This window comes from Ornithinibacillus gellani, assembly GCF_003730295.1.
GTDB lineage: Bacteria > Bacillota > Bacilli > Bacillales > Amphibacillaceae > Ornithinibacillus_A > Ornithinibacillus_A gellani.
Genome location: NZ_QTSZ01000004.1, coordinates 12878 through 27926, shown reverse-complemented (window position 1 = coordinate 27926; position 15049 = coordinate 12878). Strand labels below are relative to the sequence as shown.

13 protein-coding genes, 1 other RNA gene and 1 other annotated feature are annotated in these 15049 nt (G+C 38.3%); of the genes, 5 read left to right on the top strand and 9 right to left on the bottom strand.

Annotated features, from left to right (window positions below):
- The first annotated feature begins 148 nt into the window (after positions 1–148).
- Positions 149–2152, top strand: coding sequence for a S9 family peptidase (locus tag DX933_RS00140; protein WP_123314456.1), 2004 nt, complete (start codon positions 149–151; stop codon positions 2150–2152).
- A gap of 42 nt (positions 2153–2194) precedes the next feature.
- On the opposite strand, the gene DX933_RS00135 is transcribed toward DX933_RS00140, so the two are convergent.
- The 3 genes from DX933_RS00135 to DX933_RS00125 all read right to left on the bottom strand — a co-directional run bounded on the left by DX933_RS00135 (position 2195) and on the right by DX933_RS00125 (position 6873).
- On the bottom strand, positions 2195–3148 hold the full coding sequence (locus DX933_RS00135; protein ID WP_123314455.1) for an alpha/beta hydrolase: 954 nt from the start codon (positions 3146–3148) through the stop codon (positions 2195–2197).
- 181 nt (positions 3149–3329) lie between these two features.
- Positions 3330–5492 (bottom strand): YhgE/Pip domain-containing protein, encoded by a 2163-nt coding sequence (locus tag DX933_RS00130; protein WP_123314454.1) that lies wholly within the window; start codon positions 5490–5492, stop codon positions 3330–3332.
- Between the two features lie 535 nt (positions 5493–6027).
- Positions 6028–6873, bottom strand: a complete 846-nt coding sequence (locus tag DX933_RS00125; RefSeq protein ID WP_123314453.1) for an SAM hydrolase/SAM-dependent halogenase family protein — start codon at positions 6871–6873, stop codon at positions 6028–6030.
- Positions 6874–6946: 73 nt separating this feature from the next.
- Positions 6947–7216, bottom strand: a binding site (T-box leader).
- A gap of 121 nt (positions 7217–7337) precedes the next feature.
- Between DX933_RS00125 and DX933_RS00120 the strand changes: the two genes are divergently transcribed.
- A complete protein-coding gene (locus DX933_RS00120; protein ID WP_123314452.1) occupies positions 7338–8438 on the top strand; it encodes an SDR family oxidoreductase in 1101 nt (366 codons plus the stop codon).
- A 574-nt stretch (positions 8439–9012) separates the two neighbouring features.
- Here the strand turns inward: DX933_RS00120 and DX933_RS00115 are convergent.
- Genes DX933_RS00115 through DX933_RS00100 form a run of 4 tightly spaced genes read right to left on the bottom strand, consistent with a single transcriptional unit; the run spans position 9013 to position 11527 of the window.
- On the bottom strand, positions 9013–9561 hold the full coding sequence (locus tag DX933_RS00115) for a DNA-deoxyinosine glycosylase (RefSeq protein WP_123314451.1): 549 nt from the start codon (positions 9559–9561) through the stop codon (positions 9013–9015).
- Positions 9561–10319: an alpha/beta hydrolase gene (locus DX933_RS00110; protein ID WP_123314559.1), complete on the bottom strand. Its 759-nt coding sequence runs from the start codon at positions 10317–10319 to the stop codon at positions 9561–9563. Before DX933_RS00110 ends, DX933_RS00115 begins: the two co-directional genes overlap by 1 nt.
- A gap of 48 nt (positions 10320–10367) precedes the next feature.
- Entirely contained in the window at positions 10368–10934 is a 567-nt protein-coding gene (locus tag DX933_RS00105) for a DJ-1/PfpI family protein (protein WP_190279357.1), read from the bottom strand.
- 26 nt (positions 10935–10960) lie between these two features.
- On the bottom strand, positions 10961–11527 hold the full coding sequence (locus tag DX933_RS00100) for a maltose acetyltransferase domain-containing protein (RefSeq protein ID WP_123314449.1): 567 nt from the start codon (positions 11525–11527) through the stop codon (positions 10961–10963).
- A 262-nt stretch (positions 11528–11789) separates the two neighbouring features.
- Between DX933_RS00100 and DX933_RS00095 the strand changes: the two genes are divergently transcribed.
- Positions 11790–12353: a nucleotidyltransferase family protein gene (locus tag DX933_RS00095; RefSeq protein WP_123314448.1), complete on the top strand. Its 564-nt coding sequence runs from the start codon at positions 11790–11792 to the stop codon at positions 12351–12353.
- Between the two features lie 111 nt (positions 12354–12464).
- Here DX933_RS00095 and DX933_RS00090 read toward each other — a convergent pair whose 3' ends face one another.
- A complete protein-coding gene (locus DX933_RS00090) occupies positions 12465–12830 on the bottom strand; it encodes a VOC family protein (protein ID WP_317843061.1) in 366 nt (121 codons plus the stop codon).
- A 189-nt stretch (positions 12831–13019) separates the two neighbouring features.
- A non-coding RNA gene (ssrS, locus tag DX933_RS00085) (6S RNA) lies at positions 13020–13205 on the bottom strand.
- A 261-nt stretch (positions 13206–13466) separates the two neighbouring features.
- Between ssrS and DX933_RS00080 the strand changes: the two genes are divergently transcribed.
- Both DX933_RS00080 and DX933_RS00075 read left to right on the top strand, forming a co-directional pair.
- Positions 13467–14720 carry a TraB/GumN family protein gene (locus DX933_RS00080; protein ID WP_190279356.1) on the top strand — a complete coding sequence of 418 codons (1254 nt, stop codon included), beginning with the start codon at positions 13467–13469 and terminating at the stop codon, positions 14718–14720.
- Between the two features lie 42 nt (positions 14721–14762).
- Positions 14763–15023 (top strand): hypothetical protein, encoded by a 261-nt coding sequence (locus DX933_RS00075; protein WP_123314446.1) that lies wholly within the window; start codon positions 14763–14765, stop codon positions 15021–15023.
- The last annotated feature ends 26 nt before the right edge of the window (positions 15024–15049 follow it).

Below are 15049 nucleotides of genomic sequence, written 5' to 3'. Positions count from 1 at the left end.
TTCAAACCATTTCCGTCGCCTGGAAATGGTTTTTTTTAATTTAAAAAATATCCTCATAAATCTCAACAGTTATTGCTTCGGATACCGAAATAGTTTAGAATGATAAAAGGTTTAGAAAATTCGTTATTCCATGAAGGGAGATTAAAAAATGAGCAAACAAAAACGCGCTATCACTGCAGAAGACCTTACTAAACTCTCTATATACAGTGATCCACAAATATCACCTGCAGGAGACACGTATGCTTATGTATCAACAAAAATTAACGACAAGCAGGAATATGTTTCGCATATTTATTTACAAGAAATAGACGGTCTACCAAGACAATGGACTTTTGGTGAACACAGTGACACGCACCCGCGATTTTCACCAGATGGGTCACAAATGGTCTTCCAATCTACGAGATCTGGTGGCGCTCCTCAGCTTTGGCTTCTTTCAACGAATGGCGGCGAAGCCATGCAGATAACAACCTTTAAGCATGGTGCTTCCTCTCCTAGTTGGTCCAGAGATGGAAAATCCATTATTTTTACTGCTTCTTTAGATGCCGACGATGATGTGAGCGGGCAAGAAGAAATGTCGGAGGAAGAGCGTAATAAAGAAAAAGAAAAACGAAACAATAAGCCACTTGTAGTGACCCGTTTGAAATATAAATCTGATGCAAAAGGTTTTCATGATGATAAATGTGTACAAATTATTCAATATGATCTTGAGAAAAAGACGTTTACACAATTAACTTCCAAACAAAAGGATCATGCTTTTCAAGATATTTCACCATCTGGCACCCAAATATTATTTGCTGCCAATTTAAATGAAGATGCGGATCAAGAATTAACAAACGACTTATATTTGCTTGACATCACGACAAATAAAACAACGAAGCTCACTGATGGAAATGGCGCATATGGCAGTGCGAGCTTTTCACCAAGTGGAAATAAAATAATCAGCTTTGGGCATGAATTTACGTATAGTGGTGCTACTTTAAATGAAATATACGTATTTGATGTTGAATCAGGAGAAAGAACATGTTTGACATCCGCTATGGATATGCAGCTTGGTGATGCCATGATTGGCGATACACGTCAAGGTATTTCCGAGGTTGGTCCTATCTGGTCAAAGGATGAAAAAGAAATATTTTTCATCGCAACGGATCGTGGAAGCACTGCATTATACCGGTTGAAATTAACTGGCGAATTAGAAACTGTTTATGCTGAAAATAACCATATCTTTGGTTTTACAAGGCATGCGGAAAATGAAAGTATTATTATAGGGATAAGCTCACCGACGAACCCAGGTGATTTCCATTTACTTCAAGAAGAACAGCAAACAAAGCGATTAACAGCAGCAAATGAAAGCGTCCTGGCGGATATTCATTTAAGTGAACCGGAAGAACTAACCATTACAGCTGAAGATGGTTGGGAAATTCAAGGCTGGTTATTACGTCCATTCAACATGGAAAATGACAAGAAATATCCCTTTGTGTTAGAAGTTCACGGTGGTCCTCATGCCATGTATGGTAATACCTTCTTCCATGAAATGCAGCTGCTTGCAGCTAAAGGGTACGTTGTGCTTTATACAAATCCGAGGGGCAGTCATGGCTACGGTCAAAAATTTGTTGATGCAGTTCGCTCAGATTATGGTGGAAAAGATTATAGTGATTTAATGTCTGCAGTTGACCAAGCCATAGAAGTATATGACTTCATTGATACGGATCGGCTCGGTGTTACCGGGGGCAGCTACGGTGGATTCATGACGAACTGGATAGTTGGTCACACGAATCGCTTTAAAGCAGCAGTAACCCAACGTTGTATAAGTAACTGGCTCAGTTTTTATGGTGTGAGTGACATTGGATATTTCTTTACCAAATGGGAGCTGGGACATCGTTTAATGGATGACCCCAAAAAGTTATGGGAGTTTTCACCATTAAAGTATGCGGAGAATGTTGAAACCCCACTGTTGATTTTACATGGAGAATTGGACTTCCGCTGTCCAATTGAACAAGGAGAACAACTGTTTATTACTTTAAAGCAATTACGAAAAGAAGTAGAGTTTGTCCGCTTTCCAGGTGCCAACCACGAATTAAGCAGAAGTGGGAAACCAGCAATGCGTATCGCCAGACTAAACCACATTTGTCGCTGGTTCGAAACTTATTTATAAACCATTAACGCAAAGAAGGGGCTGCAAAGTTGCAGCCCCCATTTACTTCATATATTTATTTAAAAACGCTTGTAACGTATCACGGTATCTTTCATTTTCAATTACAAATGCTTCGCCATGACCAGCACCATCCACTTTGAGCAACTCTGCTTTATCATTTGAGTTTTCATAAAGCTCCTCCGCTAATCTTGTTGGTACAAAAGTATCCGCATTGCCATGTATATATAATATTGGTAAATCTGTTTTCTTCACTTGTTTCAATGCCGACGCCCCTCTGAGCGTATATCCTGCCCGTGCTTTCGTTACTAAGCTTGTTGTATCTAAAATTGGGAACGCTGGCAAATGAAACATTCTTTTCATCTGGTATGAAAACATATCGTAGACACTCGTATAAGGACTATCTGCAACTACTGCCTTCACATTCTCTGGAAGCTTCTCACCACTCGTCATTAATACTGTGGAAGCCCCCATGGATAGGCCATGCATGATAATTTCTGTGTCCGATCCAAGTTTATCTATCAGCATATCTACCCAATCTACGTAATCCAAACGATCATGCCAACCAAAGCCAACATAATCTCCTTCACTTTGCCCATGTCCTCTTGCATCTGCGGTGAAGACGTTATATCCAAGCTCTTCATAATAATATTGACCGTACAATCCCATGTCGCTGCCACGACCAAGATAACCATGTGCAAAAACAACTAATTTATTCGTAGGCTGTTTTGCCTTCAAAAAATATCCCTTCAGCTTTAATCCATCTCTTGACTTCAATTCCATTTCCTCAAAGTTCTGATTGGCTACCCATTCTCGCCAATCACCATCCAGAAACACATCCATAGCCTCGGCGGATACTTCTAAATCGGAATTCCCTTGCAGAAAGTCTTTCGGTCCACGTTTAATTGCTAGATTATAGAAGTAAAAGCTGGCAATTACATCGATAATGAGGAATAGTACTAAGATAACAGCTAGTATTTTCCAACGCTTTCGCTTCATTAAACCTTCCCCTTCCCTTACAGTTGGCGCTAAAAAATTTTCCCTCCCTATTCGGGGAGGGAAAATATTAACTGTCTACATTTGGTTATTTCTAGGTCTATTATACTAGATGTCAGTGGTAATTAGAACAAGTAGATACTGGAAACGCATGGAAACATAGTTTGAAACTAACTATTTTATTCTAATGAAACAGTCCGGATTCCTTCGACTTTTTCTTAAATCCATCGGTAAGTTTATTGATATGCTCCTTCAAGAACATACCGATTAGAATGAAAATCAGACCAAATAGCGCTAGAAATCCGATATCCCATAATGCACGTTCCCATACAATTCCACCAACTGCTTCCCGCATTAAATCAATTGCATACGTAAACGGCAGCAATGGATTAATAAATTGAAAGAACTTTGGTAATAAGACGACTGGATAGGTCCCACCCGAACCCGCTATCTGGAAAACAAGTAGTACAATTGCCAATGCTTTACCAACATCTCCAAACACGGACACCAACGTGTATACAATCGTAATAAAGATAAAGCTGCAGAATAACCCAAACAAAATAAATAAGAATGGGTGCTCCACATGTACCCCGAGCAATAGAATATCTCCCGAAGTAACAATAATGGTTTGGAAAATACCAGCTGTTAAAAATGTCAGCATGCGCCCAAAGTACATTTCCCGTCCAGTAAAGCGTTCTGGTTGCAAAACATCCGTTGATAATAACGAAATAAGCAACAATGCTCCAACCCAAATGGAAAGTACCGTATAGAATGGGGTCATACCAGTTCCATAATTTTCAATTGGGAAGATTTTATTTTCATGTAATTCGACAGGCTCCGAAAAGAATCCACGTTCTGCTTCAGGATCATTCTGCAGTAAATCAATGATATCGTGAATATCTGCTTCCTCTTGCAGTTTTCTAATTTTATCCGCAAGTTCATTTACTTTCTCATTCACATACGGATATTCCCCAAGTACATCTTGAATCATTTCTTTTCCATCTTTTAATGAACCATCTGTACGTTGCAGAATGTTTTTCACTTCAGGAATGGTTTGTTTAACTTCCGTTAATATTTGCTTTGCACTTGCCAATGTCTGCTTTGCGTTAGCAATTTCTTTTTTTACAGTCGGTTCAATATTCTCGGTATATTCTTTTACAAACTCATCTAATCTCGTATCCGTTTTCTCTGCAATGCCTTTAATATCTGTGAGGATTTTATTAATTTCTCCTTCTTTTTCCTCTAGCACCTGCCGTAGCTGACCTGCATCATCCTGCAGCTGTTCAAGATTTCCTTTCAAGGTACCAAGCTCATCCAGTGCTTGATCTACTTTCACTTCCTGATCAGGGGTTAATTCTGTTGTTTCCTTTAATTGATTTAATGCATCCTGAACCAATTCAATTGTTTGAATAGAGTCTTCTACTTTTCCATTTAACTGATTTGCTAATTCATCTACTCGATCAAAGTCAATGGATGTATCAAGAATGCCGCCAATGAAATCATTGATATCCTTACTAATTTGCTGGGCCTTTTCCAGTCCTTTGCGAATTTCAGGTCCCATTTGATCCAATCTCTTTTCGGCATCATTTAAGAAGCCTAATGTATTATTAATAGTATCCAGCCCTTGATTAGCAGCTGACTCTGCTTGTGGTACCATCTTTTGCGCCTTGCTAATGATCCCCCCTGCTTTATCTGCATCTGATAATGTGCCATCCAACAAATCATGAATTTCTGGAAGTTCTTTTTCTATCGTGAAAATATACTTTTCAAAACGCTCAATATCTGGCAAATCCTTCTCAATTTCAACACCTATTTTATTAAACATGTCAAAAATAACACCATTCACTGTTGAGATAAATTCACTGCTAATATTTTCAACAATGACACTAGCACCTTTTTCCGTTATTTTGGGTGCAATCGCATTTATTTTTTCATTCACATAATATTCCATATTTGCCTTTTGCGGTGAATCACTTATAACCGTTGATAATTGTTCTGAAAAATCACTAGGAATCATAATGACTGCATAAAAATCCCCATATTCGACCTTATCCATTGCTTCTTTACGATCAACAAATTGCCAATTCATAGAATCATTATCTTTTAAAGTCTTGACCAAATCATTACCAACATGGATTTTCTCACCTCTTACCGTTGCCCCTTCATCCTCATTAACGACCCCAACCGGGATTTCATCTGTCTGGCCATAAGGATCCCAAGATGCCTTAATATTTAACCAAGCATATAAAGATGGAAGTAAAATCAATCCACCAATTATGATTGCAACCACCCAATTTGTTACGATATTTTTAATGTCCCTCGAGTAAATATTCCAGCTATTTTTCAAATTAATCGACCCTATCCTTCAATTTTTCAAATTCATATGTAATCTTTTTTAGCTCTACTATAGCTTACCCTTTTGGTAAAAAGTGAATCATCCCAAATAGATAGTAGTTATTGTACATTTATTTTTTCATTTTATCTACCAAAGTCCCGTAATAAATATAAAAACGAACCATCATCAAATGATTCGTTTTCATGTGTTCAGCTTTCCTATCATTATTTTATCACGTTTCACTTTATCACAGATTAACTGGCTGTAAGATCTCCACCTCAAGCATTTTTATTGATAATAAGAATTGTAAGTGGGGGATCAACAGCCAGTAAAGGCCTGATTGGTTCAACTAACAATCAGTGGGGGAAGTGCGAATATCCCCACTGATTGAAGTTTCACTTTATCACAGATTAACTGGCTGTAAGATCCCACATCAAGAATTTTTGTTGATAATAAATATTATCAGCGGGGATCAACAGCCAGTAAAGGCCTGATTGGTTCAACTAACAATCAGTGTGGAGGGTGAAAATCCCCACTGATTGTAGTTTCACTTTATTTGTTTCAATGAAATTTTCCAGTTCACGCCAGTTGCGATACCATATGCATTTGCAAAAGACCCTTGATTAATTGCTATCCCCAGCTTATCCAAGGAGTTTACATATATGAGTGGCTCACCGAGCTGGCTGTCAGCAAAAGAACGCCCGTAAGTCATGGCGTGCTGATACACACGGCGATTATTATTCGCAATCGTCACCTCAAATACGTCACCATGAACTGCTCCAGCTTTCGCAAAAAGATCCCTACTAATATTCGTCCACAAGTTTCCGAAACGTACATCCAATATATCAATGTGACCCTGAAGAATTCCTGCTTTCAATGTTGCAGCAGGCTGCTCCAACTCTGTTAATTCCGAAACAGATAGTGCTGGTCCAACCTCTTCATAGGAAATGATTCCCGCTGCTAAGCGTGCACCAGTATAGGCATAAACATCTCTACCGTGAAATGTATATGACTCTCCCGATTGTGGCAATCGATTTACCTTTTCATCAATCACCCGAGCCGATTTGATACCTACCTCATTTAACACATGCGTTAAAGTTCCATTGTTTGGCGTAACAATATATTGATTGGTCTCTGTTTCTACCACAACACTTAATCGTTCGGTTCCGACACCAGGGTCCACTACCGAAACAAATACAGTTTGTGCTGGCCAATAAGAAATAGTTTGAACAAGACGATAAGAAGCCTCCCAAATATTAAATTGTGGAATTTCATGTGTTAGATCAAAAATACGTAATGTTGGGTTTACTGATAATGCAACACCATACATGGCACTAACTGCTCCATCACATAGTCCAAAATCTGTTTGCAGTACTAAATGAGCCTGTGACATATTACATTCCTCCAATGATTAAACGCAGCCTGATGCCTGCGAATGAATTAAAAAACGCCCTTGCCAAAAAAACGGCAAGGACGTGATTGATGTAACGTGGTACCACCTTACTTCACTATATATGAATTCATATATAGCCTCTTCCAGCACAAGCGCATAACTTATGCGGTGACTTGGATAACGAGAGTCAACACTCGTCGACACCTACTACTGTATCTTATGAAATACAGGTTCAGCTTGAAACTCCGGGGCCATTGTTCAGATTCATACACATACCTCTTTTCAGCATATGAGGCTCTCTGTCATGCTTCGGAATCTTACTTTTCCCCATCATCGTTTTTCGAAAACCATTTTGATTAAACCGTATTATATAGAACATATCATTAAAATGCAAGCTCTGTTTTGAGAATATTTCCACATAAACAGCTATACTAAGTATAATACGTATGATCGGAGCGTTGAAAATGGACTACATATTTTTTATAACTGGCTATCCTGGTTTTCTCGCTGCTGAGCTAATCAAGCAGCTTTATAAAGACCATTATCCTTATGTAAAAAAAATGTATGTATTGGTTCACCCTCAAATGTTGGAAAAAGCAACAAGAGACCTAGCGAAGTTTTGTCAAGCACAGCAGGTAGAAGCGCAGATGTTTACAATTATTCCTGGTGATATAACGAAACCAAACCTCGATATGGAAACAGAATCAAATCGAGTCATACAGAAAGAAATCACGCATGTTTTTCATTTGGCTGCCATCTATGATCTAGCCGTACCAGAGAGCCTGGCTTACTATGTCAACGTGAATGGAACCCATCAAGTAAACGAATGGGTTAAAGGACTACCACAGTTAAAGCGATATATTTATTTCAGCACCGCGTATGTTTCCGGAAAACGGGAAGGGCGGATTTATGAACGAGAATTAATAGAAGGTCAATTCTTTAAAAACCATTATGAACAAACAAAGTATGAAGCAGAAATTCTTGTCCAGCAATTGAAACAAGACTATCCCATCACAATTATACGGCCTGGAATTGTAATTGGTCATTCTAAAACAGGAAAAACCGTCAAATTCGATGGATTATATTTTTTATTAAACTTTTTGGACCATCTAAGGTTCCTACCATTTACTCCTTACTTTGGCGATGGGTTGCCGGAGGGGAATTTTGTTCCATTTGATTATGTATTGGAGGCGACAAGTTATTTATCATTACACCAGCGTGGTATTGGGAAAGTCTATCACTTAACCGATCCAAATCCCTATTCCATGCATGACATACAAACGATGTTAACCATGCAATATACGGGAAGTATGCCTAAAGGAAAAATTCCCATTTCGCTTGCAAAGGCCCCGCTTAAACTGGCTCCAATTCGAAAATGGTTACATCTTGAATTTCAGGCAATGGATTACTTTTCCATTTCTTCCGTTTATGATTGTACGGAAGCCATCACGGATCTACAAGAAACAAATATAAGCTGTCCAGATTTGAAAGAAACCATTGGACCAATGGTTGCATTTTACCGTAAATATAAACATGATAATAACTTGCAAGTTCCTATCCTTTAGTTTGATTGGGAAATCAGGCTGTATGGTCCTCCTTACAATTCCTGGCAAGGATTGGGACAATGGTCGGATGATACTCCACTAGAAGGGCTAAACCCTTTGATATAGGCACTTACACCATCTATGATTATTGTACCATTTATTGGAAAAACACGTTTTTCCCTGTGTTTATGTAGTATAATATAGTGGACAGACTAACAGGGTGCACCCGACGAAAACTTGAGGAAAATATCGGCGGCTTTAAATCCCCAGGAAAGGGGCTGAAGCGTCTTGATACCGATTGAAAAGACACTCGAGTTAATGTTCATGTTTGCAACATTACTGTTGTTGGTTGTGAACAACCGTGAAAAAAAGTAATTATCCTCACCTCAAAATCGAATAAGGGATAATTACTTTTTCGCCACTTATAAAGTCGCCGGACCCTGTAACTGTCCGGGCTGCAGGTGGCCGCCTGCAGTCCGTTTTCATTATATGATGTTCAGCGATTTATTGCAATGGCATGAATGAATAAATTTGTCTTATTATTTATATATTCCTTCTTTCGACAAAATGAAACAAATAATATAACTTTTCCTAGTTAATCCTCCACTACCTTATCTAAATATCTCAATATAACCTGCCATGCTTCCAATTTCCCTTCAAAATTTTTTGTATAACGACCAGGAATAGGACTAGTGGATGGAAGTTTTATAACTTGAACCTCTCCTAGATCCATTTTTCCAAATGTTTTTCGAAACACTTGGTGGGATTTCGTTCCATTACATCCAACTACGCGTATAGTCGGATATTTCTTTAATAATTCTGGGATTGCATTCGGTATCTCTTCAGTTATCGTGTGGTCTAAACTGCCTTTCCGTTTACACGACGCAATTGAATCCCATAATGCTACATGATGCTGATGCAATAGCTTTAATTTCTCTGCATAGGAATTGGGTACATCGCCTTTGCCAAATAGATGGAACATGATTCGCCAAAAATGATTTCTTGGGTTTCCGTAATATTGCTGCACTTTAATAGAAATTTCACTTGGTACAGAGCCTAAAATAAGCACTTGTGGTTTACTGGGCAAGACTGGTGGTAAGGCAATAATTCTTTCATTACTAGAAGAATGAGTCTCAGATGACATCATGGCGTTTTCCGATCTTTGATAAACGAAATACATCGTTCCGCAATAAATTCCTTATCTGTATCAAGGGTTGCAACATGATAGCTATGTTCAAGTGGCACCAATTGTTTATCGTTACTGGAAATATGGTCAAAAACATATTGTGCATTCTCAGGTGGTACAACATGGTCCACAGTAGATGAAAATAGGATGGCTGGGACCTGAATAAGATGAAGTTCGTTTTTAACTTTATCCATCAATTTTAGTAATTCCCCCATTGATCGTACTGGTGTTTCCTTATATGCTAGTTCTTCTACACCTTCGCGCTTAATATCTGAACCGATACCAGCAACAAACCGTTCTTCCCCGTCCTTCATATCATGATAATAGGTTTCCATGCCTGAAAGTTCGATAGCTGGATTAATTGGTAGGATTCCTTTCAAATCAGGATGTCGTTCTGCCAAGTATAATGTCAACGTACCTCCCATAGATAAACCAATAACAAAAATATCATCACAGGTTTCCCGAAGCTTCTCTAAGGCACGCTCAACATCATGCTGCCAATCTGTAGCATTTGCTTTCTCCATATCCTTTGGGTCGGTTCCATGTCCCGTTAGCCTCGGACCATAAACAGTGAAGCCTTGTTTAGATATTTCCAAGCCTAATGCTTGCATGCTTTGCGTTGTACCTGTAAATCCATGTATAATCAATACCCCAATTTGATTGCCTGGATAATAAAATGCTTCTGCTTGGTCCATGATTGGATAGTCATATGTCATTGTTTTGAATCCTTTCTTTTTGGTGATATGTATTTCGTTTCTATTCAATTACATCCTTCCCACGCAAAAATCCAACGCCCATTGCTCTTGTTGCTTATCCTTCCAAAGATGAAGCAGTTTACCCACTTCCACAGCAAATTCTGCAAATGCAGTCCCTTTCGCAGTGATAAGTTCGTCTCCAATTTCCATGGTTGTATTTGTGTAAGTTGCATTTGAAAAAGCATCATTGAAATGTTTATACGTAATTGGATTACAAGTGAAAGTAGTATTTTCTAGTAATCCCGCATAGCCGAGGATAGCAGCCGAGCCACAAATAGAGGCAATTGGAGTCTGTATTGCTCTTGCATCGTTCATGAACTGGTGCAGTTTCACATGTTTCGCAACATGCTCTATTCCATCTCCACCTGGCAAAATCACCAATTTAAAGCTACTGGGATGAAGGTTTTCCAGCTGTTCATCCGGAATGATTGTTAATCCTCCCAAACTACGAACTGGCTTACCATCCACGGAAAAAGTTACGATATCGTAGTTACCAATCTTTTTCAAAAAAAACAACAAATGACCAAGTTGAAAATCTGCATATTTTGGATATACCAAAAGTAGAATGCGTTGCAATCGTATCAAATCCTTATCCACTGTTTTTATTTTGTAACTGTTGGAATTTCTTTGATGATACGTGCCGGATTACCACCTACAACAACATGATCTGGAACATCTTTCACAACAACTGATCCCGAAGCAACTACCACATTATTTCCTATCGTTACTCCCGGATTAATAATAGAACTTCCACCAATCCAGGCATTGTCCCCTATCGTGACTGGTTTACCATATTCCACCCCTGAATTTCTCTCCACAGGATCCAATGGATGTGTTGCACTATATATTTGAACACCAGGTGCCAACATACAATCTTTCCCTATTTTCACAGGACATACATCTAAAATGACACAGTTAAAATTCGCATAAAAATTCTCACCAACATGGATATTATAACCGTAATCACAACGGAAATCTGGTTCTATGTATAAGCTTTCTCCTGTAGTACCGAAGAGTTGTTTCAATAGCTTCGTTCGCTCCGCTACATCCATCTCTGTTGTTCCATTAAACAGTCTTGTTAACCTTCTTGCCTCTTGTCGGTCAAGAACCAACTCTTCATCCGATGGTCTGTACAGCAAGCCTTGAATCATTTTCTCTTTTTCTGTCATCGTTGAAAACGCTCCATTCAGTTAAATATCTGTTAAATACATATTATCATGTTAATTCAAAACTATGCATTTCCTCTTTAATACTATTCGACAATATTTGTTGAAATCCTGCATCAAAAAAGTATTTGTCACTACCAATCGCTTATCTGCAAAATGCTTTTGACAGTTTCGAAGGTCGGGCATCATTCTGACACTTGTTCAAATGGTTCATTCATGGCAAACTACTGATATGTAGGGAGAATTGAAATGGGGATAATAAAGAATGAAATTACGTACAAAAGCTGATATTTTTCAAGTCATTTACAAAGATAAAAACATGATGAAAACCCTTCAGGCTGTTGAATCTTTACAGCTGCCTGATAGTTGGATTTGTGCGGGATGGCTCCGCTCCAAAATTTGGGATATTCAACACGGCTATCACATACAAACAAAGAGCCCCGACATCGATGTAATTTATTTCGATAACGATCAAATGTCTGAAGCCACAGAAAAAGAATTAGAGAAAAAATTGCACGACATAATGCCCGAACTCCCTTGGTCTGTGAAAAATCAGGCTAGAATGCATCTCACTAATCAGGTCCCAGCTTATCTTCATTCCATCGATGCGATATCTAAGTTCCCGGAAACCGCTACTGCAATAGCAATTCGCATCACAAAAGAAGGAGCACTTGAAATAGCTGCACCACATGGGATTACGGATGTATGTGAGGGCATCATTCGTCCCACACCTTTCTTTCAGCAATCCACTAAACGGATAAAAATATATGAAAAGCGCGTTCGTGAAAAAAACTGGCTATCCCGCTGGCCAAACCTTATGTATGCATAACAACAACACCTTCGAGTTTTTATATGTTATTTCTATTTCTACATACCCTTTTCGAAGGTGTTTTATATGGTCTCAAAGTATTAGGTTAATCCAAACAATCGACTGGTTTATTTATAGCCACTCAAGAAATTCCAGCCGATTTCCGAAGGGGTCATGAATATAAAATCTACTTGCACCTGGTAAATCAGCATCCAACTGATAAGCGACATTTTTTTCGTCCAGCATTTTCATTAAAAGGTGAATATTTTTGATACGAATTGCTGGATGTGCTTTTTTTGCCGGTGAAAATGATACTTCAACTCCGATATGAAGCTGTACTTCACCAAGCTGAAACCAAACCCCTCCTCTTTCTTTTAATGGTTCAGGCTTCTCCAGTTCTTCCATTTCTAAAATCCCCTGATAAAATTCACGCGCTTGTTGTTCCCCACCGTTTGGACATGCCAACAATACGTGATCCAGCTTTTCCCATTCGTACATGATATAACAGCCCCTTTTCCATCTTATTCTTACTATACCTTGTTTCATAACCCATAGATAATACGCTTTTTGTATAGCAAGTGATAACCATGTATAATCACTACTTAAGAATGAAATCCCCAAGGCACCTATTTTAGATCAATAAAAAAAAACAGCCCCATTAGAGCTGTTACACTATTTTTCGCAAAATGATAGCCACAATTGCCGTATTGGTGATAAAAAGTTTTAAACCACCACTCTTCCAAGTGGGTGTTTGCAAAAGCTATCCTGTCTTCCGCTGCACAATGACGGCCCGACATTACAGCTTCAATATAAAACTCCCTATTATCACATTAGAGGTTAAAACTTCATAAAATACGAGCATTGCAGCTTATTTACATCATACTACTACAACCGTTTTATTACAATGTAAATTCATTCCAATAGCGTAAAATGAATCAAATGTCCTAATACTTCAAATCGTATCATGAAGAAAGGAAATTCATAAGGTTACCCATACTTTAAGATAAATAGAACATGGTATTACATTCATACTTTATTGAAAGGAAACTACATGTATAATAACAGTAATTCCTATATTATATTTGAAACGATTATCAGAATCATTCGTATATGATAGATAAAGGGGGAAAATGCGTGAAACGAATAATAAACGGTCTGCTTATTGTTTTCATGGCTGTCATCTTAGTCGCTTGTAGCAACGAAAGCAATGAAACAGTAACGATTTCCGATAAACATTTAGAAGCCGAAATAAAAGCAACACTTGATATAACCGATGCTTCGTTAACCAAAAAAGACCTTACATCTATACAGGAAATCGAAATTACAAGCAAAAAAATTAAAGACTTATCAGGTATCGAGCAATTAACAAAATTAGAACGTTTAACATTTTTAAATGAACCAATTTCCGATTATGCTCCTTTGGCATCACTACCCGCATTAAAGGAATTACATATTCATACGAGAGCAGCCAAACTCGATTCCGCTCAACGCGATGTGATAGAAAAGCTACGAAATAAAGGAATTTCTGTCACTTTAAAGGATGAGCAACCAATTGGTGATCCCGATGGAGCAGGTGGTTATTTATGGAAGATTGAAAATGGCCAAACAACAGTATATTTACAAGGAACCATTCATGCTGGGACGAAGGATTTTTATCCTTTAAATACACATACTGAACAAGCCTACTTGGATGCAGATATTGTTGTACCAGAAGTAGATATCACTTCATTGAATCTTTTGGAAACCAGTCAATTGCTTATCAGTATTGGCACCTATCAGGATGGCACAACTATTGAAGATCACATTCCGAAAAAACTCTATACGAAGCTTAGCAAGTATATGGAGAAAGAACAAATTCCACAGCAGATGGAAATGTACCGTCCATGGGTACTCTCTTCCATGCTGGATTCCTTCATGTTGGAAAAGCTAGGCTATACATATGGGGTTGATGAATATTTTCTTAAAAAAGCTAAGAAGGACCAAAAAGAGATTATCGCGCTGGAAACAGCTGAAAGTCAACTGTCAGTTTTTGCAGATACATCTGAAGCCTACCAAATTCAAATGCTGGAAGAAACCCTCACAAGCATGGAATCATATGAAGATGATATGTTGGAGCTTTTCTCGCTCTATTTAGCAGGGGATGAAAAGGAGTTACTCAACACGCTGATGGGAGACACCGAGGAAGAACCGAATCCCGAAGAAGAAGCATTTATGAAAGCATTAAATGATGATCGGAATATCGCCATGGCCGATCAGATTGAACATTTTCTCGAGGAAGATCAGAATAATGTTTATTTCGTGATTGTCGGTACTTTGCATCTTATTCAGGAACCACATATCGTCTCACTTTTACAAGAAAAAGGTTATGAAGTAGAACGCGTCTATTAAATACAAAAATCTTACATCCATTGAGGGAAGGGAGTGAATCCATTGAAGAAATACTTTATCTTTGCCATTAGTTTTCTCATCATGTTTTCTATCTTACAAGTTCTGTCAGGGGTGCTACTGACAGCCACATACACACCAGAAATAAATCCTCTATGGAATCAAAGCGCCCAATTAACGGATGAAGTAGTTATGTACGGCACGTTCAACCCATTCTTAATTACGGTATTAACCGCTTTTTTATCAGCGACCATCGCCTATTTCATACCAAATATAAGTATGAAGCATAAACAACGTGACAATTAATCTAAAGAAACAAAGCTGGAGAAACC

What these genes read in the sequence shown, in the direction of transcription:
- DX933_RS00090 (WP_317843061.1), bottom strand. Translation starts at nt 12,830, where the DNA reads ATGTACGAATGGGAAAAGCTGGATCACGTATTGTTGGCATGTCCAAAC.
- DX933_RS00115 (WP_123314451.1), bottom strand. Translation starts at nt 9,561, where the DNA reads ATGTCATCTGAGACTCATTCTTCTAGTAATGAAAGAATTATTGCCTTA.
- DX933_RS00095 (WP_123314448.1), top strand. Translation starts at nt 11,790, where the DNA reads ATGAAATTACGTACAAAAGCTGATATTTTTCAAGTCATTTACAAAGAT.
- DX933_RS00110 (WP_123314559.1), bottom strand. Translation starts at nt 10,319, where the DNA reads ATGACATATGACTATCCAATCATGGACCAAGCAGAAGCATTTTATTAT.
- DX933_RS00100 (WP_123314449.1), bottom strand. Translation starts at nt 11,527, where the DNA reads ATGACAGAAAAAGAGAAAATGATTCAAGGCTTGCTGTACAGACCATCG.
- DX933_RS00125 (WP_123314453.1), bottom strand. Translation starts at nt 6,873, where the DNA reads ATGTCACAGGCTCATTTAGTACTGCAAACAGATTTTGGACTATGTGAT.
- DX933_RS00120 (WP_123314452.1), top strand. Translation starts at nt 7,338, where the DNA reads ATGGACTACATATTTTTTATAACTGGCTATCCTGGTTTTCTCGCTGCT.
- DX933_RS00135 (WP_123314455.1), bottom strand. Translation starts at nt 3,148, where the DNA reads ATGAAGCGAAAGCGTTGGAAAATACTAGCTGTTATCTTAGTACTATTC.
- DX933_RS00140 (WP_123314456.1), top strand. Translation starts at nt 149, where the DNA reads ATGAGCAAACAAAAACGCGCTATCACTGCAGAAGACCTTACTAAACTC.